Origin of the sequence: Pseudoclavibacter sp. Z016, assembly GCF_002931215.1 — a bacterium.
Lineage (GTDB): Bacteria > Actinomycetota > Actinomycetes > Actinomycetales > Microbacteriaceae > Pseudoclavibacter.
Window position 1 is genome coordinate 961,126 of record NZ_PSTU01000011.1, and the last position, 21,802, is coordinate 982,927.

General features: G+C 67.8%; 17 protein-coding genes. 12 read left to right on the forward strand and 5 right to left on the reverse strand.

Translation table 11 applies throughout. From position 1 onward, the window contains the following. The first annotated feature begins 58 nt into the window (after positions 1 to 58). Entirely contained in the window at positions 59 to 988 is a 930-nt protein-coding gene (locus C5B99_RS10590) for a LysR substrate-binding domain-containing protein (RefSeq protein WP_258063142.1), read from the forward strand. Between the two features lie 26 nt (positions 989 to 1,014). On the opposite strand, the gene C5B99_RS10595 is transcribed toward C5B99_RS10590, so the two are convergent. Beyond that, positions 1,015 to 2,034, reverse strand: a complete 1,020-nt coding sequence (locus C5B99_RS10595; protein WP_104241683.1) for an aldo/keto reductase — start codon at positions 2,032 to 2,034, stop codon at positions 1,015 to 1,017. 90 nt (positions 2,035 to 2,124) lie between these two features. On the opposite strand from C5B99_RS10595, the gene C5B99_RS10600 reads away from it, so the two are divergent. The 3 genes from C5B99_RS10600 to C5B99_RS10610 all read left to right on the forward strand — a co-directional run bounded on the left by C5B99_RS10600 (position 2,125) and on the right by C5B99_RS10610 (position 7,031). Then, on the forward strand, positions 2,125 to 4,107 hold the full coding sequence (locus C5B99_RS10600; RefSeq protein ID WP_104242139.1) for a beta-galactosidase: 1,983 nt from the start codon (positions 2,125 to 2,127) through the stop codon (positions 4,105 to 4,107). A 56-nt stretch (positions 4,108 to 4,163) separates the two neighbouring features. Beyond that, positions 4,164 to 5,132: an SDR family NAD(P)-dependent oxidoreductase gene (locus C5B99_RS10605; RefSeq protein ID WP_104241684.1), complete on the forward strand. Its 969-nt coding sequence runs from the start codon at positions 4,164 to 4,166 to the stop codon at positions 5,130 to 5,132. Positions 5,133 to 5,477: 345 nt separating this feature from the next. Continuing rightward, positions 5,478 to 7,031, forward strand: coding sequence for an HNH endonuclease signature motif containing protein (locus tag C5B99_RS10610; RefSeq protein ID WP_146081983.1), 1,554 nt, complete (start codon positions 5,478 to 5,480; stop codon positions 7,029 to 7,031). Positions 7,032 to 7,247: 216 nt separating this feature from the next. Here C5B99_RS10610 and C5B99_RS10615 read toward each other — a convergent pair whose 3' ends face one another. The 4 genes from C5B99_RS10615 to C5B99_RS10630 form a co-directional block, all read right to left on the reverse strand. Beyond that, positions 7,248 to 8,945, reverse strand: coding sequence for a glycoside hydrolase family 13 protein (locus tag C5B99_RS10615; protein ID WP_104241686.1), 1,698 nt, complete (start codon positions 8,943 to 8,945; stop codon positions 7,248 to 7,250). 118 nt (positions 8,946 to 9,063) lie between these two features. After that, the gene (locus C5B99_RS10620) at positions 9,064 to 9,945 is read right to left on the reverse strand and encodes a carbohydrate ABC transporter permease (RefSeq protein WP_104241687.1); all 882 of its coding nucleotides are present in this window, start codon (positions 9,943 to 9,945) and stop codon (positions 9,064 to 9,066) included. Further along, on the reverse strand, positions 9,945 to 10,889 hold the full coding sequence (locus C5B99_RS10625) for a carbohydrate ABC transporter permease (RefSeq protein WP_104241689.1): 945 nt from the start codon (positions 10,887 to 10,889) through the stop codon (positions 9,945 to 9,947). The genes C5B99_RS10620 and C5B99_RS10625 overlap by 1 nt, the downstream gene beginning before the upstream one ends. A gap of 41 nt (positions 10,890 to 10,930) precedes the next feature. Continuing rightward, positions 10,931 to 12,211: an ABC transporter substrate-binding protein gene (locus C5B99_RS10630; protein WP_258063143.1), complete on the reverse strand. Its 1,281-nt coding sequence runs from the start codon at positions 12,209 to 12,211 to the stop codon at positions 10,931 to 10,933. A 127-nt stretch (positions 12,212 to 12,338) separates the two neighbouring features. Here C5B99_RS10630 and C5B99_RS10635 point away from each other — a divergent pair, with 127 nt between their 5' ends. The 8 genes from C5B99_RS10635 (at position 12,339) to C5B99_RS10670 (ending at position 21,795) form a co-directional block, all read left to right on the forward strand. Then, on the forward strand, positions 12,339 to 13,529 hold the full coding sequence (locus C5B99_RS10635) for an ROK family protein (RefSeq protein WP_258063144.1): 1,191 nt from the start codon (positions 12,339 to 12,341) through the stop codon (positions 13,527 to 13,529). A gap of 143 nt (positions 13,530 to 13,672) precedes the next feature. Further along, positions 13,673 to 14,746, forward strand: coding sequence for an alkene reductase (locus C5B99_RS10640; protein WP_104241691.1), 1,074 nt, complete (start codon positions 13,673 to 13,675; stop codon positions 14,744 to 14,746). A gap of 182 nt (positions 14,747 to 14,928) precedes the next feature. Then, on the forward strand, positions 14,929 to 15,960 hold the full coding sequence (locus tag C5B99_RS10645) for a LacI family DNA-binding transcriptional regulator (RefSeq protein ID WP_104241693.1): 1,032 nt from the start codon (positions 14,929 to 14,931) through the stop codon (positions 15,958 to 15,960). After that, on the forward strand, positions 15,957 to 16,934 hold the full coding sequence (locus C5B99_RS10650) for a sugar ABC transporter permease (protein WP_104241696.1): 978 nt from the start codon (positions 15,957 to 15,959) through the stop codon (positions 16,932 to 16,934). Before C5B99_RS10645 ends, C5B99_RS10650 begins: the two co-directional genes overlap by 4 nt. A gap of 122 nt (positions 16,935 to 17,056) precedes the next feature. After that, entirely contained in the window at positions 17,057 to 17,929 is an 873-nt protein-coding gene (locus tag C5B99_RS10655) for a carbohydrate ABC transporter permease (protein WP_258063145.1), read from the forward strand. Positions 17,930 to 17,975: 46 nt separating this feature from the next. Further along, the gene (locus C5B99_RS10660) at positions 17,976 to 19,589 is read left to right on the forward strand and encodes an ABC transporter substrate-binding protein (protein ID WP_104241698.1); all 1,614 of its coding nucleotides are present in this window, start codon (positions 17,976 to 17,978) and stop codon (positions 19,587 to 19,589) included. 175 nt (positions 19,590 to 19,764) lie between these two features. After that, positions 19,765 to 21,150 (forward strand): glycoside hydrolase family 32 protein, encoded by a 1,386-nt coding sequence (locus C5B99_RS10665; RefSeq protein ID WP_104241700.1) that lies wholly within the window; start codon positions 19,765 to 19,767, stop codon positions 21,148 to 21,150. A 39-nt stretch (positions 21,151 to 21,189) separates the two neighbouring features. Further along, entirely contained in the window at positions 21,190 to 21,795 is a 606-nt protein-coding gene (locus tag C5B99_RS10670) for an HD domain-containing protein (RefSeq protein ID WP_104241702.1), read from the forward strand. Positions 21,796 to 21,802 lie beyond the last annotated feature (7 nt).

The following is a 21,802-nucleotide window of genomic DNA, read 5'->3' on the forward strand; positions in this document are numbered from 1 at the left end:
CATCAGAATTAGTGAACTGGAGCGTCGCTCACATCATCAGTCGAGATACCATCCGTGCATGGCCAGATCCAGCCGCTTCGACATGACCCTCAGCCAGCTAAAGTACTTCGTCGCCGCCGCGACCAAGCAGTCGATGACCGAGGCATCCCTCGACCTGCACGTCGCGCAGTCAGCCGTCTCGACCGCCATCGCCCAGCTCGAGCGGTCGCTCGGCGTGCAGCTCTTCATCCGCCAGCGCAGCAAGGGACTCGCACTGACGGATGCGGGCACGCAGCTGCTCCGCGACGCGCAGCCGCTCCTCGCCCAAGTCGACGAGGTCGCCGACAACGTGCGCGGTCACCACACCTCCGTGCGCGGGACCCTGCGCCTCGCCTGCTTCGTCACGCTGGCCCCCTTCGTGCTCCCCAGGCTCATCTCCCGGGTCAAGGAGGAGCACCCCGAGCTGCAGATCGAGATCATCGAGGCCGATGTCGACGGCACGGTCGAGCTCCTCCTCAACGGCTCGGTGGAGGGGGCGATCGCCTACGACTTCGGGGCGGTGCACGACCTCACGTTCGACCACCTGTACGCGTCGCCGCCGCACATCATCCTGCCCGTCGACCATCACCTCGCGCAGCGGAAGCGGATCAAGCTGGCGGAGCTCGCCGAGGAGGACCTGATCCTCCTCGACATCGCCCACTCGCGCGACTACTTCCTCGGCATGCTGGCCGACGCGGGCGTGCACCCCGCCGTGCGCTACAGCTCGAGGAGCTACGAGACCGTTCGCTCGCTCGTCGCGCGCGGGCACGGGTTCTCGATCCTCAACCACCGCCCGGAGATGCCGCAGACCTACGACGGAGGCGAACTCGTCTCGGTGCCGATCGCCGAGAAGGTCGCGCCCCTCGACGTCTGCTTCGTGCGCCTCTCCGAAGTCAAGCCGAGCGCCAAGGTCCGTGTCATCGCGAAGCTCGCACGCGAGCTCTTCGGGACGACAGCCGACGCCAGCTGAAGCGAGCCCCGGCGTTCGGCCAGACGCTAGACGGAGCCATCCACGGCGAAGGGCTCGATCGCGGCGAGCTCGGCCTCGGTCAGCGCCGGCGCTTCCAGCGCGGCCACGTTCTGCTCGAGCTGCCCGACGCTCGACGCGCCGATGAGCGCGCTCGTCACCTGCGGGTGCCGGAGCACCCAGCTCAGCGCGAGCTGCGCCAGCGTCTGCCCGCGCCCCGCCGCGATGTCGTTCAGCGCGCGGGCCCGGGCGAGGTACTCGGCGTCGATTCCATCGGCAGACAGGAACCTGGACGTCGCGGCCCGCGAGGTCTCCGGCACGTCACCACCGAGGTAGCGGTCGGTGAGGAGCCCCTGCGCAAGCGGGGAGAACACGATCCCGCCGGCCCCGACCTCATCCAGCACGGGCAGCAAGCCCCGCTCGATGTGGCGGTCGAACATCGAGTACCTGGGCTGGTGGATGGTGAGCGGGATGCCGTGTCCCGCGAGGAGGCGCGCCGCCTCGCGCGTCTGGGCGGGGTCGTAGTTCGAGACGCCGACGTACAGCGCCCGCCCGGAGTCGACCGCCGTGGCGAGTGCCCCCATCGTCTCCTCGAGCGGCGTCTCCGGGTCGAATCGGTGCGAGTAGAAGATGTCGACGTAGTCGAGGCCCAGGCGGCCGAGCGACTGGTCGAGCGAGGCGAGCACGCTCTTGCGCGACCCCCACTCTCCGTATGGCCCCGACCACATGGCGTAGCCCGCCTTCGAGGAGACGAGGATCTCGTCGCGGTGGGCGGCGAGGTCCTGCGCGAAGATCCGGCCGAAGTTCTCCTCGGCTGAGCCGGGCGGCGGGCCGTAGTTGTTCGCCAGGTCGAAATGGGTGATGCCGAGGTCGAACGCCCGGCGCAGGATCGCCCGCTGCGTCTCGAGGGGCCGCTCCCGCCCGAAGTTGTGCCAGAGGCCGAGGGAGAGCTCTGGGAGCTTCAGCCCGCTCCTTCCGGAACGGCTGTAGCGCATCCGCTCGTACCGGTCGGGGGCAGCCTCGTAGGCGGGGCGCGATTCGTCGGTCATGCACCGATTCAGCCACTTTCACTTTCGTAAGTCAATGGCGCGCAACATTTACGATGACGTAAGCTCTTTCGGGTGAACACATCGACGTGGATGCCCGGCCCCCAGAAGATCCGCTTCGGCGGCGACTACAACCCCGAGCAGTGGCCTCGTGAAGTGTGGGACGAGGACATCCGCCTCATGCGCGACGCCGGCATCAACCTCGTCAGCATCGGCATCTTCTCGTGGGCCCTCATCGAGCCAGAGGAGGGCGTCTACGACTTCACGGTGCTCGACGAGATCATCGGGCTGCTCCACGCCGCCGGCATCGACGTCGACCTCGCGACGCCGACCGCCTCCCCGCCCGCCTGGTTCTACCGGAAGTACCCGCACACGAGGGCCGTCACTCGCGACGGCGCCCCCCTGGCCTTCGGCTCGCGCGGCATCGTCAGCCCAAGCTCCCCGGAATACCGCCTCGCAGCGACGGCCATCGCGGCGAAGCTCGCAGAACGCTACGCGCAGCACCCGGCAGTCGTGCTCTGGCACGTGCACAACGAGTACGGCGCCCCGATCACGGAGAGCTACGACGACGCCTCCGTCACCGCGTTCCGCGCCTGGCTGCAGGACCGCTACGCCACACTCGACACCCTCAACGCGGCCTGGGGCACGAACTTCTGGGGGCAGCGCTACGGTTCCTGGGACGAGATCGACGCCCCTCGCACCTCGGGAACGGCGAGCAACCCCGCCCATCGCCTCGACTTCCATCGCTTCAGCTCGGCGGCGCTGCTCGAGTGCTTCAAGGCCGAACGCGACGTGATCCGCGAGCACGCCCCGCAGCCCATCACCACGAACTTCATGGCAGGCATCTGCCCGAGCGTCGACCTGTGGCAGTGGGCCGACGAGGTCGACATCGTCGCCAACGACCACTACCTCACCGCCGAGCAAGACGACAACCACATCCAGCTCTCACGCGCCGCCGACCTGACACGCTCACTCGCCCGAGGCAAGCCGTGGATCCTCATGGAGCACTCGACCTCCGCCGTGAACTGGCAGCCCCGCAACATCGCCAAGCGCCCGGGCGAGATGCGGCGCAACAGCCTCGCACACGCGGCCCGTGGCGCCGACGCGGTGCTGTTCTTCCAGGTGCGGGCAGGACAGAAGGGCGCAGAGAAGTTCCACTCCGCCCTCATCCCCCAGGCCGGCGAGGCATCGCGGAAGTGGCGCGAGTCCGTCGCGCTCGGAGCCGACCTGACCGCCCTCGCCCCGATCCTCGGGTCCCGAGTGCACGCTCGGGTCGCGATCGCCTGGGACTGGACCTCCTTCTGGGCGCAGGACCTCGACTGGCGGCCGTCCGTCGACCTCGACCACCGGGAACGGGTCGAAGCGTTCTACTCGGCACTCTGGCGCCGCGGCGTGACGGTCGACTTCGTCCACCCCGCCGCCGACGTCACCGGTTACGACGTCGTGTTCGCCCCCTCCCTGTACCTCATCGAGGACGACGCCGCCGCCAACCTCCGCGACTACGCCTCAGGAGGCGGCACGCTCGCCTTCTCCTACTTCTCCGGCATCGTCTCGAGCAACGACGACGTGCCGACCGGCCCATACCCGGGGCAGCTCCGCGACGTGCTCGGACTTGTCATCGAGGAGTTCCTCCCCCTGCGCGCCGGGGAGCGGACGACGCTCGCCGACGGATCGATAGGCCGTGTCTGGAGCGACGACATCGAGCTCCAGGGCGCACACAGCGTCACCGACTTCGCCGACGGGCCCGGCGCGGGCCGACCGGCGATCACCCGGAACAGCTTCGGAGAGGGCACCGCCTGGTACCTCTCCACCGCGCTCGACGGTGCAGACCTCGACGGGTTCGTCACGGCCGTGCTCGACAGCGCCGACTCCCCATACTCACCGATCAGCGACCTCGAGACCGTCGTGCGCCACGGCGACGGCACCGACTACGTGTTCCAGATCAACCACGGGGCGCTGGATGCGGGCGCGGGCATCGCCGGGCACGACCTCCTCGCCGACAGGGCGGTGAGCTCCGACGAAACCGTCCCGGGCGGGAGCGTCCGCGTCGTCGCCGTTCCGCGCGCCGACGACTGACGGGCGCACTCCGAAACGGTCAGGGTCTCGTCACGGCGCGCTGATAGGAACGAGTCATGACACCCCAGACGACGCCCGCGTTCGGCACGCCCCAGTTCGATGCGAGCTCGACGGCCCTCGACGTCATCGAGGGTATCGACCTCACCGGCAGGACCGCGCTCGTGACGGGCGCGAGCTCCGGCATCGGCGTCGAGACGGCCCGCGCGCTCGCCTCGGCGGGGGCGGCGGTGACGCTCGCCGTCCGCGACCTCGACGCCGGCGAGCGCACCGCGGCCGACATTCGCGCATCCACCAGCAACCCGGACGTGCGCGTCGAGCACCTGGACCTCGCCGACCTCGCGACCGTGCAGAGGCTCGCCCAGGCCTGGACCGGACCCCTGCACCTGCTCGTGAACAACGCCGGCATCATGCACACCCCGGAGCTCAGAACCCCGGGCGGCTGGGAGCTGCAGTTCGCCGTCAACCACCTCGGGCACTTCGCGCTCGCCAATGCGCTGCTGCCCGCCCTCACCGAGGCGGGGAACGCGCGCGTCGTGGTCGTGAGCTCGAGCGGGCACGCCTCGAGCGGCATCCGCTTCGACGACCCCTTCTTCGTCAGGGACGACTACGACTCCGGACTCGCATACGGGCAGTCGAAGACCGCGAACGTGCTCTTCGCGCTCGAGGCGACGCGGCGCTGGGCCGACCGCGGCATCACGGCCGCGGCGCTCATGCCCGGAGGGATCTGGACGAACCTGCAGCGACACTGGGACCCCGAGGTGCTCGCCGACATGAAGCGACGCTTCCCGACCAAGACACCCGAGCAGGGCGCCGCGACGTCCGTGTACGTCGCAACCCGCGCCGAGCTCGGACCCGGCACGCCGGCCTACTACGAGGACTGCCACCCGGCGCAGCTCGTCGAGGAGGTCACCGACGGCGTGCACGGCGTCGTCCCGCACGCCGTCGACCCTGATGCCGCTCGCAGACTCTGGGAGCTCTCAGAGTCACTCCTCGCGGACGAGGCCTCCAGGCCCCGCGAATGCTGACCGCGCTCCGAGAGCTGCTGGCTGAACCGGCACGGGAGTAGGCACGGAGGTGGGCGCGCGAGGTGGGCGCGCGCGCCCGTGATGGCACGGGTCGGGGCGTCGGCGGGTCGCGGTGCCTTCGTGAGCATTCCCATCGGGACCAGCTTCCGCCTCGTTAGACTTTTGTGAATGCTATTTCACGTGCACACAGGGCGGCTAATCGCACACAGCTACGAATATCGACCAAGCTGAGTGCCTGCCGTTTCTGGGGATACCTCCCGTGAACGCCCGCATGTGGCTTCGGGAGCCCGCAAAAGTTATGCACGACCCTCCCCAAAATCGGACCGGTCCGGTATACTTGGGTCCATGCAACAGCACCGCAGCAACGACGTGGCCGATCCGGGGTTCGACCCTTCGGACCCGGCTTCTGTCGCGGCTCGACGGTCCGAGATTCTCGCGATGGAGGAAGCAGCCGCGGCGATGCTCGCGGCCGGCGCCGCCCTGCAACTGCGAGCCCACGCCGCCGCCTACGACTTCGGGCACGCCCTCGATGTCGCTGAGGGATGCGCGGAATCGGCCATGCACGTGCGATCGATCGCGAACGAGGTCGCTCTGCTCGTGAAGCTCGCCGCCGGCACCGCCCAGGGACACCTCGCGTCCGCATCCGTGACGCTGCGCGAGTTCCCGGCCCTCGCCCTCGCGCTCGAGAGCAATGCTGCTACCCCCGCGCAGGTGCACAAGCTCGTCGAGACCGGCCTGAAGGTCAACCACGACGACCCGGCCGAGCAGACCCACCGGCGGGGCGAGTTCGTCCAGCTCATGCTGGAACGCTGCCGCCGGGAGCCGCTCCCGCCGGCAGCGCTGCAGCACGCGGCCGAGCGCGTCGCGGAAGAGCTCACCGGGGAGTCCATCGACCAACGCCACGAACGCGCGAAGCAACGGCGCCGCGTGAGCGTTGAGGACCTCGGCGACGGCATGAGCATCCTGCGGGTGCTCATGAGCTCGTTCGTCGCGCACGCGATCCGCGACCGAGCGCGGAAGCAGAGCAAAGCCATCATCAGAGCCCGCCCCAAGCAAGCCACCAACACCACCCCCAAGAGCAGCACAGCCGGTCGGGCCGGCGAGACCGCCGAAACGGGCGAGACAGGTGAGACGGTCGCGCCGGATGAGCGCACCCTCGACCAGGTCATGTCCGACGTGATCGCGGACCTGCTCCTCACCAGCGACCCCACCATCTCGAGCGCCGCGAAGGGCATTCAAGCCACCGTGCAGCTCAGCATCCCCATCACGACACTCCTCACCCACACCGACACCGGCGTGGACGGCAGCGGAGGCGGAGGCCCGACCGAAGCCGGCAGAGATGGCCGTCCTCGCCGCGCACCGGCGCTGCTCGAGGGCATGTCCCCCATGCCCATCGAAGACGCGAAACACCTCGCCGCGACCGCACCCGCCTTCATCCGCCTCCTCACCCACCCCATCACCGGAGCACTCCAAGCCGTCGACTCCTACACCCCCACCGCGGCCATGCGCGCCTTCCTGAAAGCCCGCGACATCCACTGCCGCTTCATCGGCTGCCGCCAACCCGCCACGAACTGCGAACTCGACCACACCATCGACCACCAATACGGCGGCACAACCGCCACCTGGAACCTCAGCGACTTCTGCAAAAACCACCACATCATCAAGCACCACACCGCCTGGACCGTCACCCAACACGACGGCGGCACCCTCGAATGGACCACCCCAAGCGGAAAAACCTACATCGATCACCCCGAACCCCACGGCCCCACCTTCAGACCCACCGATCAACTCTTCAGACCAGCGGACGAGCACCCAGGGCCCAACTCGAGTGAGCGCTCGGTCCCTGAAGAAGACCCGCCGCCGCAGCTCGGCCCCAACTCCAGCGCGCCACCGTTCTGACTCGGCGACGCGACCCCGGGCGACGCGACCCGCGGGCGACGCGCTGCCTCCACGAGGCGCGCTCGCAGAGGTGCGCCCTCGCTCCTGAGACGAGCGAGGGCGCACCCAAGTGGGAGTCGCGAGTCGCTCCGCGCTGCTCGCTCTCTCCTTCTTGCTACTTCACACTTCCCGCCGCCTACCGTTGGTCGCCGACGGGCTCCGGCTACCGAGCCCCGACTAGGCCGGGCGACGCACCCACGCGGTCGTCTCGCCCGCCAAGTCTGTGCCGCTGTCGAGGTCGCTGCGCAGCAGCACCTCGACGTCAGCGCCCAGGTCGAACGGCTCGGACCCGAAGTTCGTCACGATCTCCCAGCCGTTCGGGCGGGCGAAGCGAAGCACGTCCGCGCTCCCGCTCGGCAGCCACTCGAGCTGCTCCCCGCTCTGCAGCTCGTGCCGCAGCGCGAGGGCCTTCCGGTAGAGCGCAAGCGCCGAACCGGCGTCCTCTTCCTGGAGCTCGACGGCCGACGCGCCGAACCATCCGGGCTGGGGAAGGTGCGCATCCGCTTCCCCGAACCCGAACGATCGACCCTCGGCAACCCAAGGCAGAGGAACACGGCACCCGTCGCGGCCGATGTCGACGCCGGGGTTGCGGAAGAAGGTGGGGTCCTGGCGGTCCGAGTCCGGGATGTCGGCGACCTCGTGGAGCCCGAGCTCCTCACCCTGGTACAGGTACGCAGAACCGGGCAGCCCGAGCGTGAACAGCGTCGCCGCGCGCGCCCGACGCAGCCCACCCTCCGCGTCGAGCACAGGGTGCTCGCCACCCGAGAGCAGCCACTCAGAGCCGTGCTTCACGACCGGGTGCCCCTTCTCGCTGCGCTCCGGATGCGGGAGTCCGTAGCGCGTCGCGTGACGCACCACGTCGTGGTTCGACAGCACCCACGTGGTCGACGACCCAGAGCGCTCGGCGAGCTCGAGGTTGTCGGTCACGATGCTCGAGAACTGGCGGGCATCGAAGTCGGCCTCGAGGAGATCGAAGTTGAAGGCCTGCCCGAGCCCCTCCGGGCTCGCGTAGCGCGGGCGGCGATCACGCTCGACCCAAGCCTCGGCGACGGCCGTCCGCGGTGGGTCGTACGAGTTGAAGACCTTGCGCCACTCGGCGTAGACCTCGTGCACGTCGTCGCGGTCGATGATGGGGTGATTGCCGTCGAAGGGCAACGCGTCGAGCACCGCCTTCGACGGCAGCTCGCCGCTGAGGTCCTTCGTCAGCATGTGGGCGACGTCGATGCGGAAGCCATCAACACCTCGGTCTGACCAGAACCGCAGGGTGTGCAGGAAATCGGCCCGCACCTCGGGGTTCGCCCAGTTGAAGTCGGGCTGCTCGACCGCGAAGTTGTGGAAGTACCACTGGCCGTCCTCGACACGATGCCAAGCCGGTCCGCCGAACACCGACTCCCAATCCGTGGGCGCCTCCGCCCCGTCCGGCCCATTGCCGTCGCGGAAGATGTAGCGGTCGCGCTCCGGGGAGCCCGGCCCAGCGGCAAGAGCCGCCTGGAACCACTCGTGCTGGTCGGACGAGTGGTTCGGGACGATGTCCACGATCACGCGGATCCCGGCCCCGTGCAGGGCCGCGACCATGCGGTCGAAGTCCTCGAGCGTGCCCAGGCGGGGATCCACGTTGCGGTAGTCGGCAACGTCGTAGCCGCCGTCGGCGAGCTCAGACGGATAGAAGGGGCTGAGCCAGACGGCGTCGATGCCAAGCGCCTGCAGGTACGGCACCTTCGCGGTGATGCCCGGCAGGTCGCCGAGCCCGTCGCCGTTGGCGTCCGCGAAGCTGCGCGGATAGATCTGGTAGACCGCCGCCTGACGCCACCAGTTGGCGTCCTGCGGGCGGGCGCGGGTGAGGACGTCGGTCTCTGCGGAGAAGGTCGAGCTCATAGTTGGGTATTCCTCGGGTTGTTGGTGGTCTGTGACTGAGAGAGGGTTCTGGGTTCGAGAGGACTCGCGGTGGGTGCGAGATGCTCCTGTGGAAGCGCGTGCAGCGTCCGCGAAGCGGTCATCCCTTGACGGCGCCCTGCGTGACGCCCTCCATGACCCACCGCTGCGTGAACAGGTAGGCGATGAGCGCCGGCGCCATCGCCATCAGGTAGGAGGCGAAGGACACGTTGTAGTTGTTGCTGAACTGGGTCTGGAAGATCTTCTGCACCACGGGCAGGGTCTGCATCGCCGGGTCGGAGATGATGAGCGACGGCATCATGAAGTCGTTCCAGGAGGCGAGGAAGGCGAAGATGCCGACCGTCGCGCTCATCGGGGCGAGGAGCGGGAAGATGACCCGCCAGAACGTCTGCCACGTGCTGGCGCCGTCGATGCGGGCGCTCTCCTCGAGCTCGCCCGGGATCGACCTCAGGAACGCGGTGAAGAGCAGGATCGAGAAGCTGAGCTGGAACATGACGTGGAGGATGATGACGCCGACCGGGTTGTCGAGCCCGAAGAGTCCGCTCATCTGGATCTGCGGGAGGGCGACAGCCGGGAAGGGCAGGAACATCGCCGCCAGCAGGTAGTAGAAGGAGCCCCGGAAGAACCGGTTGTTCCAGTTGCGCGTGATGGCGTACGAGGCGAGAGCCGCGAGCAGGATGACGCCCGCGACGGTGCCCGCCGTGATGAACACGGAGACGCTGAACGCCTGCGGGAAGTTGGTGAGGTTCCAAGCCTCGACGAATCCGTCGAAGCTGAAGGGCGCAGGCAGCGCGAACACGTTGCCGCTGACGGCCTGAGAGGTGGTCTTGAAGGCGGTCACCACGGTCACGTAGAGCGGGATGAGCACGGTCACGGCGCAGAGGAGCAGGATGATCGTCGTCGACCATCGACCTCGTCCGCCACGGTTCCTGCTCGCGGGGGCCACTCGTGCGCGGCTGACGATGGGCTGTTGAAGTGCCATCAGAGTTGGTTCTTTCCCTGGGTGAGGCGGAGCTGTAGGAGGGAGATGACGACGACGAGGACGAAGAAGAACGTCGCGTTGGCCATCTGGTAGGCGTAGTCGCCGCCGCTGAAGCCGGTGAAGATCGTCATGGCGATGCTTCTGGTCGACGTGCCCGGGCCGCCGTCCGTGAGGCCGACGATGATGTCGTAGGCGTTGAGGAAGTTCTTGAAGCCGAGGATCACGTTGATGACGACGTAGCCGGCGACGAGCGGCAGCGTGATCTGCAGCATCTGCTGCCATTTCGAGGCCCCATCGAGGTCGGCCGCCTCGTAGACGTCGCCGGGGACCGCGAGGAGACCGGCGATGTAGATGAGCAGCGTGCCGGGGATCGCCTGCCAAGCCGTCACGATGACGATGCCGATCCAAGCGAGGTTCGGGTTCGCGAGGATGCTCTCGGACAGCCACGGGATGTTCAGGCTCTGCCCGAGTGCCGGCACGGCGTTGGAGAACAGGAAGTTGAACACGAACGCGATGACGATGCCCGAGATGACCATGGGGATCACGAACACGGTGCGCAGCGGAGCTTTGAGGCGGATGCGCGCGACGAGGCCGATCGCGAGGAGGAACGCGAGCACGTTGACGAGGATCACCGTGACGGCCGCGAAGCCCATCGTGAACCCGTAGCTCTGCCAGATGGCGGGGTCGCCGAACATGGCGATGTAGTTGGTGATGCCGACGAAGTTCCATTCGCCGAAGCCGATGGAGTTCGTGAAGCTGAAGAAGATGCCGATGACGGCGGGGATGGTGATGGCGATCGTGAAGAGCACGAGCGTCGGGACGAGGAAGAGGTAGTGGACGCGGTCGATGCGACGTGAGCTTCTCGGCCTGATCTTCTTGCCTTCGCGGGCGGCTTCCTCGGTGCGGATCGCCTCCGTGGTGGTTGCCTCGATGGTGGTCGACATTGGTGTCTCCGGTCCGGTTCTTGATCGAGTTGGGCTGGCCGTCATTGGCGCAGCGCGAGGCGGGCCCAGTCGGCGTCGAGCGTGCTGAGCGTCGAGTCGACGCTCGCTCCCCCGGTGACGAGTCCCTGCATGTAGTTCTCGGTGGGGATCGTCAGCGGGATCGCCTTCGACGGCCCCTGATAGAAGGCGGCGTTCTCGTAGTAGGGCTGGAGTTCGACGAGCCGCGGGTCGGTGACCGGGTCGGCGTCGACGGTCGTGCCGAAGCCGAGCTGGGCCGCGTTGTAGGCGTTGATGACCTCCGGCTGGAAGAGGTACTGGAGGAACTCGCGCGCTTCCTCCTTGTGCTTTGAGGCCTCCGGTATCCAGGCTGCGAGGTCGATGTTGACGCGCACCTCGCGGTCGTCGGCGTTCTCCGTCATCGGGAGGGGGAACATGCCGAGGTTCGCGTCCGGGTTGGTCTTGGCGATCTCGCCGAGCGCCCATGGACCCTGGAGGTACATGGCCGCCTTGCCCTCGGCGAAGGCCACGTTGCCGTCGCCGTAGCCCCGGCTGCCCGCATCCGCGTTCGTGTAGGTGCTGGCGAGCTCCGTCATCCGCGTGACCGGGTCGGTCATGGTCGACTCGAACGAGACGGGCGAGTCCGGTCCGACGTCGGTGCCGAGCTCGTTGAGCTCGTCGTAGAAGCCCGCGACGTCGATGGAGCCGCCCACCGTGTAGTCGAACCATCCCTGGCTCACCGTCCACGGGTCCTTGAAGGTGGCGTAGAACGGGTCGATGCCGGCCGACTTGAGCTGATCGCAGACCTCGATGAGCTCGCTGTAGGTGGTCGGCACCTCGAGGCCCTGCTCCTCGAAGATGTCCTTGTTGTAGATGACGGATGCGGCCATGACGGAGTAGGGCAGCACGCTCGTGCGCCCCGGGTAGCTGGCGTACTGGTCGACGAGGCCCTGGATCTCCGGGAGGATGCGGTCGGCCTCGGGCAGGTCGGACAGGTCTGAGAGCGCGCCGCGTTCCATGAAGCGGGCCATCTCCATGTTGTAGTTGAGGAGCCCCAGGTCCGGCGGGTTGCCGCGAAGGAACCCGGCCTGCAGGTTGGAGGAGGTGTCGAGGACGACTCGCACCTCGCTCTGCGAGGAGTTGTAGTCCTGGATGAGCTCTCGGAAGTACGGGATGGCTTCCGGCTTGCTGAGGAAGAAGCGCACCTCGGTGGGCCCTGTGCTGGTGCAGGCTGCGAGTCCTGAGCCGGCGAGCGCGATCACGAGCGCGGCGACAAGCGCACGCAGCAGGGCGCGGGGCCGGAAGCGTTTCGAAGGTGTTGGCACGTCGTTGTCCCTTGGGCTGAGCTGGCCGCTGCGGACGCTGGCCAGACATTGAAACGAACACTAAATTTTGTGTCTAAATTTACTGCTGGAGGTAATGTAAACCCACGGCCAGCGAAAGGTCAACACCGTGTTCAGCCTTCCCAGCACCCCACCTCCCCTGAAGCGCACCAACCTGCAGCTGCTGCTCGAGTACGCCTGGAGCTCCGAGGCATTCACCGCGACGGATGCCATGAGCATCGGCCTCACGAGGTCGACCATCATCGACCTCCTCGACGAGCTCGCCTCGTGTGGGCTCATCACCGAGCTCCCCAACTCGCGACAGGACGGCAGCTATCAGAAGGGGCGACCCGCGCGCCGCTTCGAGTTCGCGGCGGACGCGGGAGTCGTCGTCGGCGTCGACGCCGGACGCGAGCATCTGACGACGACCGTGTCGAACCTGCGCGGCTCGACGATCAGCACCGGCCAGGTCGAGGTCGACCCGGAGGCCGACTCCCCCGAGACGAGGCGGGATCTCCTGCGCCGGGTCGTCACCGACCAGCTCGGCGTGACCGGGCACGCCTTCGAGGAGGTCGCGGCGATCTGCATCGGCGTCCCAGCGCCCGTCGACGCGCGCGGCACCTCCCCCACGCACGTCGACAGGTTCTGGCAGCGCACCAACCCGGACTTCGTGACGGTCTTCGAGGAGCAGATCCCGATCATCCGCGTCGAGAACGACGCCCTGCTCGCCGCCGTCGCGGAGGGCAGCGTGGGTGGAGGCGTCGGGAGCAGCGACTTCGTGACCTTCCTGAGCGGCGAACGCTTCGGTGCGGGCATCGTCGTCGATGGGCGACTGCTCCGTGGCGCCCACGGCGGGGTCGGCGAGATGCTCGGCCTCGACCTCGTGGTCGGCGCGGGAGGCGTCGACGGCCTCGGGCTGCGCGCGGCGCGGCTCGCCAGGGCGGCCGTCGCCGACGGGAACGTGCTGCCCGGGAGCGCACTCCTGCGGGTGGGGCCGGAGCAGATCGACGGCAAGCTCGTGCTCGAAGCGGCCAGGGACGGAGACCCGGACGCTCGTCGGGTCGTCACGGAAGTCGGCGGAGTGCTGGCCCGCATCGTCGGCCTCGTCGCAAGCCTCTTCGACCCCGAGCGGGTCATCATCGCGGGAGGCGTCGCGCCGGGTGCCGACGGCATCATCGCGGCGGCCCGGGAGGAACTCCCCGCGCTCCTGCACCTGCCCGTGCCGCAACTCGTGCGCTCAGAGCTCGGTGCCGGTGTCGTGTCGATCGGCGCCGTGCAGCACGCCCTCAGCTCCGTGAGGGGCAGCATCCTCGACCTCTGAACGAGGAGCTCCCCGAACGAGGACTCCCTTAACGCGGGCCGCCTGAGCGCGCAACACGCCCGCACGGAATGCGAGCGGGCGGGCCGCTGTTCGATCTGTGGGGCCGCGCATGAGCGGGTCCCGCGATCCGAAAGGCAGTCCCAGTGGACCTCTTCTCCCCCTTGACTCTCGGCGACATCGAGCTCGCCAACCGTGTCGTCATGGCGCCACTGACCCGCACCCGCGCAGACGCTGCAGGCGTGCCGGGTGAGCTCGTCGCGGAGCACTACGCGCAGCGCGCGAGCCTTGGCCTGATCATCACCGAGGGCACCTACCCGAGCGCCGAGTCGCGCGCCTACCCGGGCCAGCCCGGCATCGTCACCCCCGAACAGGCCGAGGGCTGGCGCCGAGTCGCCGAGGCCGTGCACGCCCGCGGCGGGCGCATCGTGATGCAGCTCATGAATGGCGGCCGCGTCTCGCACACCGAGATCACGGGCACCGACCGGATCGTCGCTCCGAGCGCCATCGCGATCGACGGCGAGGTGCGCACCCCGAACGGGAAGCTCCCCTACCCGGTTCCGCACGCACTCACGACGGCTGAGCTCGCCGAGGTCCGCGAGGAGTTCGTGGATGCCGCCAGGCGCGCCATCGAGGCCGGCCTCGACGGCGTCGAGATCCACGGCGCGAACGGCTACCTCCTGCACGAGTTCCTCTCGCCCGTATCGAACCAGCGCACCGACGAGTACGGCGGCTCGCCTGCGGCCCGCGCCCGGTTCGTCGTCGAGGTGACGGCAGCCGTCGCGGAGGCGATCGGCGCGGGACGCGTCGGCGTGCGCCTGTCGCCCGCCCACAACATCCAGGACGTCGTCGAGACGGACGAGACTGACGTGCGCGCAACCTACGACGCGGTGGCCGATGGCCTCGCCCCACTCGGCCTCGCGTACCTGAGCGTGCTGCACGCCGACCCGGAAGGCGCGCTGGTGCAGGACCTGCGGGCCCGCTTCGGGGGCGCCTTCATCGCGAACAGCGGCTTCAGCAGCGTCACGACCCGCGAGGAGGCCCTCAACCTCGTCGGCCAGGGCAACGCGGATGCGGTGGCCGTCGGCCGCCTCGCGATCGCGAACCCCGACCTCGTCGAGCGCTGGCAGGGCGACCACCCCGAAAACGAGCCGAACCCGGCGACCTTCTACGGCGAAGGGGCGGTCGGCTACACCGACTACCCGCGGCTCTCCGCGTAACCCGCGCAGCGCGACAGCACTGCAGCTCACGCACGACGCCACCCGGATGATCCGCGGGTGGCGTCGTGCGCGGCTCGATCACGCACCGATGTCCTGCGTCGTTGCTCCACACCGCCATTGCGGATCTCCGCCCCCGTGCTAGCATGCGTTATACGATTAACTGATCCACGAGGAGGTGGGCAATGGCGAGACGTCCCAAGACGACGACGATGTCACAGGTGGCAGAGCACGCCGGTGTATCGCAGGCCACGGTGTCGCTGGTCCTCAACAACGTCGCGGGCTCCCGCGTCGCCGAAGCCACCAAGGAGCGCGTTCTGGAAGCGGTCCGCGAGCTCGACTACCGGACGAACGCCTTCGCGAAGACCCTGCGGAGCGGCGAGTCCGAGATGATCGGCTTCATCTCCGACGAAGTGGCCAGCTCCCCCTTCGCCGGCGGGCTCCTGAAAGGCGCACAGCGCCTCGCTTGGGAGAACGGCAACGTGATCCTGACCGTCGACACCTACAACGACGCTGGACTCGAGCAGGCCGCCGTCGAGATGATGCAGTCCTACCGAGTGCGCGGCGTCGTCTACGCCTCGATGTACCACCGGGTCCTCGATGTCCCCGAGGCACTCAGCGGAGTACCCACCGTCGTCGTCAACGCGCAGGACCGCGCCAGCCTCGTGCCGAGCGTGTTCCCCGACGAGGAGATGGGTGGCTACGCGGCAACGCGCCAGCTGCTCGACGCGGGCCACACGAAGCTGGCGATGATCAACATCCAGCCCCAGATCAGCGACCTGCCGGCCGGTATCGGACGCCTCGCCGGGTTCCGGCGAGCGCTCACCGAAGCTGGCCTCTCACCGAGGCCCGAGTGGATCCTCCCCGGCACCGGAATCGTCGAGGATGGCCTGCGACTCACGAAGGAGCTCATGGCGGGCGACGACCGACCGACGGCGATCTTCTGCGGCAACGACCGAACCGCCTGGGGCGCCTACCGCGCCCTCGAGGCCCTCGGCCTCAGCGTGCCAGACGACTGCTCCATCATCGGCTTCGACAACCACGAGATGCTCGCGCCCCACCTCGACCCCGGCCTGACCACGGTCGCCCTTCCCTACGAGCAGATGGCGCGGACCGCCATCGACCTGCTCCTCGAACCGACATCCTCCCCATCCCTTCACATCCCACTCGAGTGCACCGTCGTGACTCGCGGGTCTGTAGCAAAGGCCAAAGCATGACCACGAAGATCACCCTCCCGGCACGCAAACCACGGCAGTCCCGGCAGCCGCGCCGCCCGCGACGAGATTTCAGAACTGAAGTCCGCCGCGCCATGCGGAGCTGGCAGTTATACGTATTACTTCTCCCCGCACTTGCCTCGGTGCTGGTCTTCAAGTACTGGCCCATGTACGGCGCGCAGATCGCCTTCCGCAACTACAACCCGGCAGACGGATTCGCCGGGAGCCCCTGGGTGGGGCTCGAGCACTTCGAACGCTTCGTCACCTCGTTCCAGTTCGAGCGGCTCATCGCGAACACCCTGACGCTGAACGCACTCGGGCTGCTCATCGCGTTCCCCGTGCCGATCATCCTGGCGCTCATCGTCAACCAGCTGCAGAGCGAGCGCTTCAAGAAGTTCACGCAGACCGTCCTCTACTCGCCGTCGTTCATCTCGGTGGTGGTCGTCGTCGGCATGATCTACCTGCTCTTCTCGCCGAGATCCGGAATCGTCAACAACGCCATCACGGTGTTCGGCGGCGACCCCATCTTCTTCATGGGCTCGGCGGAGTGGTTCAGGCCCCTCTACATCGGCTCGGACATCTGGCAGAACGCGGGATTCTCGATGATCGTCTACCTCGCCGCCCTGACCGCCATCGACCCGTCGCTCCACGAAGCGGCGCGCGTCGACGGGGCCAACAAATGGCAGCGGATCCGGCACATCGACATCCCCGGGATCCTCCCCGTCATCACGATCCTCTTCATCCTCGCGATCGGGAACCTCTTCAACCTCGGCTTCGAGAAGGTCCTCCTCATGCAGACCGACCTCAACCTGCCGACCTCCGAGGTCATCCAGACCTACGTGTACCAAGCCGGCCTCAAGCAGGCCCAGTTCAGCTACTCGGCCGCCATCGGCCTCTTCAACTCCCTCATCAACATGGTGCTGCTCCTGACCTTCAACTGGGTCGCGAAGCGTGCAGGCCAGTCGACTCTCTGGTGATGAACATGACTTCAACGGCCTCACGCCCTCAATCCGATGCACCCGCGCCGCTCGACCACGGCGCGCGACCCCGGGTGGCTCCCCGCCCTGTGCCGCGCCGACGGGACCCCTGGCGCAAGCGCATGGCAGACCCGGTCTTCAACACCTTCGCGGTTGGGACCCTGCTGCTCGCCATCGCCGCCGTCCTGTACCCGCTGTACTTCATCGTGATCGCCTCCGTCAGCGAACCCGCCGAGACCCTCAACGGCAACGTCTGGCTGTGGCCCCAGGGGTTCACCCTCGAGGGCTACGCCAGGATCTTCGCGGACGCGGCCATCTGGCAGGGCTTCGGGAACTCCGTGCTCTACACGAGCGTCGGCACCCTCATCAGCGTCGTGTCGATCCTCTGCGGCGCGTACGCGCTCTCGCGGAAGGACCTGTACGGGCGCAAGGTCCTCATGCTCGTCTTCATCCTCACGATGTTCATCGACGGCGGCCTCATCGCCCGCTACCTCGTCGTGCGCGACCTCGGCATGCTGGACACGATCTGGGCCGTCGTGCTCCCCGGTGCGGTCGGCGTCTGGAACCTCATCATCGCGAGGGCCTTCTTCGAGAACAACGTCCCGAGCGAGCTCCGGGAAGCCGCTCAGATCGATGGAGCGAACGACTTCCGCTTCTTCTTCCAGATCGTGCTCCCGCTCTCGAAGCCCCTCATCTTCCTCATGATCATGATCCACCTCGTCGCGAACTGGAACGCCTTCTTCGACGCCCTCATCTACCTCGACGACGAGAGCAAGTACCCACTCCAGCTTGTCCTCCGAAACGTGCTCATCCAGTCGGAGGTCAACTCCGCAGGAGGCACGGGCGCAGTCGATTCCTACGCCGCCGCTCAACGCCTGGGCGAGCTCATGAAGTACGGAATGATCGTCATCTCGAGCCTGCCGCTGCTCATCGTTCTGCCCTTCATGCAGAAGCACTTCACCAAGGGCGCCCTTCTCGGCGCCGTCAAGAGCTGAACAGCTCCTCATCCCACCATCGCTCGACAAGAAAGACAGAACGAACATGAAACAGCGACGTTTCGCGACCTCGATCGCCCTCGTGACCGTGAGCGGCCTCCTGCTGACCGGATGCACAGGCGGCAGCGGCAGCGGCGAGCTCACCGACCTCTCCTCCGACTACGGATTCAACGCCGAAGGGCTACCCATCGTCACCGAGCCCCTGAGTCTCACGTTCGGCGGCACCAAGTCAGCGCTCGCCCCCGACTACGCCTCCATGGAACTCGTCCAGCAATGGGCAGCGGACACCAACATCACGATCGACTGGCGCAACCTGCCCGAGCAGGTCTACGCCGAGAAGAAGAACCTCATGCTGGCCGGAGACGAGCTCCCCGACGTGCTCTTCAACTCGGGCCTGAGCGACTCCGAGATCGTCCAGAACGGCTCGAACGGCACCCTCATCCCGCTCGAGGACCTCATCGCAGCGCACGCGCCCACCCTCTCCGGCATCCTCGACGCTCGACCTGACATCAGGGCCGCGCTCACCGCATCCGACGGGCACATCTACACGCTCCCCTCCGTCGAGGAGCTCGGCATCCTCCAGTACCCGAACTTCCTCTACATCAACAAGCAGTGGCTCGACACCCTGGGCCTCCCGATGCCGACCACGATCGACGAATACCAGGCTGCGCTCGAGGCGTTCAAGACACGCGACCCGAACGGCAACGGCAAGGCCGACGAGGTCCCACTTTCGTTCCGAACCGACTCCTTCGCCGCCAACCCCTCCGACCTCATCACCGCCCTCGGCGGCCAGCCGGAGAACAACGACCACCGCATCGTCCGCGACGGGACCGTGGAATTCACCGCGAACACGAGCGAGTACCGTGCCGGCGTCGAAGCGCTCGGCGAGTGGTACGCGGACGGGCTCATCGACCCCGAATCGTTCTCGCAGGACGACGTCGCCTACCTGTCCAAGGGCAAGGCGGAGACGCCGATCCTCGGGTCCTTCTTCTGGTGGGAGCTCGAAGAGATGGTCGGCGAGGACAAGAGCGGCGACTACGAGCTGGTCGGCGTCCTCGAGGGCGCGAACGGCGAGCGCCTCGCGAGCGTCTCCAACAACCAGGAGATCAACCGCGGCGCCATGGCGCTCACCCGCGCCAACCAGTACCCGTCCGCGACCATCCGCTGGGCAGATCGCCTCTTCGACCCGGTCATGTCGGCCCAGACCAGCTGGGGACCCATCGGCGTGACGCTGGAAGAGGACGCAGCTGGCATCCTCGTGCAGATCCCCGCCCCGGAGGGCGAGTCCGAAGGCGAACGACGCCAGAAGGTCGCCCCGGGCGGCCCCAAGATCACGACAGCCGAGGACTTCGAGACGGTCGTCGCGCCAGAGCCCCGCGCGAAGCTGCGCCAGGACCTCGTGAACGAGAACTACGCGCCATACGCCGCCAACGAGGCGTACCCACCAGTGCTGCTGTCGAACGAGGAGCTCGACCAGACCGCCTTCGCGCTCACCGACATCAACAGCCTCGTGAAGGAGAAGTTCGCGAGCTGGGTCGTGAACGGGAACATCGACGCCGAATGGGACAGCTACACGTCTCAGCTCGAGGGTCTCGGCGTCGCAGAGGTCACCGACATCTACCAGCAGGCCTACGACCGGTTCCAGCAAGGCGGCGAGTAGCCGAGGTGCGGCGGGACTCTCCCGGTCCCGCCGCCATCGCGCCTACCCCGTCCGAAGCGCAGAACCGCCCCGCACGAGCTGCCACCGGCAGAGATCAGCTGCCTGAGCTCACGTGCAAGAGATCTCCCGTGAGCGCTCACCCGTGAGTGCTCACCTTCAAGAACGGAACGCATCCATGACCATGACTCCCCCGACGACCACGGCCGTCACCCCGCTGCGGCCATCCGCTCACTTCACGTCCCACACGTCCTGGCTGAACGACCCGAACGGACTCGTCTACCACCAGGGCGTCTACCACCTGTTCTTCCAGACGAACCCGTTCGGCAGCACCTGGGGCAACATCTCCTGGGGGCACGCCACGTCCACCGACCTCGTGTCCTGGACGGAGCAGGCCGTCGCGATTCCCGCAACCGACGAGGAGATGGCGTTCTCGGGAAGCGCCGTCGTCGACACCCGCAACACGGCCGGCTTCGCGAACGACGGCGAGACGGCCCTCGTCGCCATCTACACGAGCGCACGCCCACCCGTGGGAGAGAAGCCCGGCCTGCAGGCGCAGTCGCTCGCCTTCAGCACCGATGACGGCGCCACCTGGACGCGGTACGCGGGGAACCCGGTCCTCGACATCGGCTCGTCCGAGTTCCGAGACCCGAAGGTCTTCTGGCACGGCGGCGACGACGGCAACTGGGTCATGGTGGTGGTGGATGCGGTCGCCAGGAAGGTACTGTTCTACACCTCGAACAACCTCATCGACTGGACGTTCGCGTCGGACTTCGGGCCCGCGCACGCGACGAGTGGCGTCTGGGAATGCCCCGACCTCTTCCCGCTCCGAGTCGAGGCGACCGGGGAGACGCGGTGGGTGCTGATCGTGAGCATGAACCCCGGAGCGCGGGCCGGCGGGTCCGGCACGCAGTACTTCGTCGGCGACTTCGACGGCACCACCTTCGTCGCCGAGCGCCTGACCGCCTCCGACGATCTTGAGGAGTACGACTGGCTCGACCACGGGCGGGACTACTACGCGGCCGTTTCCTTCGACAACGCCCCGGGCAACCGCCGCCTCATGATCGGCTGGGCGAGCAACTGGGACTACGCCAACGAGACGCCGACCTCGCCGTGGCGCTCCGCGATGTCGCTCGTCCGCGAGATGAGGCTCGTGCGCTGTGCCGACGGCCGCCACCGGCTGGGCCAGGTTCCGGTCATCGGGGAAGGCCACGCGGGCATGACCATCTCGGAGCACACGATCGCCGTCGAGCCGGGCAGTAGGTCGACGATCGTGCTCGACAGCGACGGGGCTACCGACGAGCAGGTGCTGGTCCACTTCGATCGCGACGGGGACTCCGCCAGCCTCACCGTCGAGCGCGGGAGCAGCGGCATCGTGGACTTCCACCCCCGGTTCGCGGCCCCCAACCGAGTGCCGATCGGCGCGCACATCGCGTCACCCATCGACGTCAGGATCGTGGTGGACGCGACCGTCATCGAGATCTTCCTCGCCGACGGCACGCAGACGGTGACGGAGCAGATCTTCCCGAGTGTTCCGCTGAGCCGCGCACGAACACAGCAGTGAGCAGCGGCACGGATCTCGGATCACGTGGGACAGTTGGCCATGCGCATCGCCGACTTCCCCGTCCCTGATTCCGCCGCCGCCCGAGGCGCGCTCGAGCTGGCGCTCCAGTACCAGACGGCGTCGCTCACCGCCCACGCCGTCCGCTCGTGGCTGTGGGCGGAGGGCATCGCCGCGGTCGAGGGCCGAGCTTCCGTCGACCACGAGCTGCTCTACGTCGCAGCTCTCCTCCACGACATCGGGACGGTGACGGAGTACGACAACCACACCGTCTCCTACGAGCACGCGGGCGGGCACGTCGCCGTCGCCCTGACGGCCGGTGCGGGCTGGGCCGCGGAGCGTCGAGCGCGGGTCCTCGACGTGATCGTGCGCCACAACTGGACGAGCGTCGACCCACGATTGGATCTCGAGGGGTACCTGCTCGAACGCGCAACCGGCCTCGACATCACCGGGAGCGGGCCGGATGCCCTGCCGGAGGGATTCCTGCGGGAGGTCCTGGCAGCGCATCCGCGAGGCGCGATCGCCGCCGAGTTCGGTGCATGCGTGACCGACCAGGCGGCGAGGAAGCCGACGACCTCCGCCCGCAGGCTCGTCGACGGCGGCCTCCTCCAGAAGCTCGCGGCGAACCCGCTCGAGCAGCTCGGGTAGTCGCTGA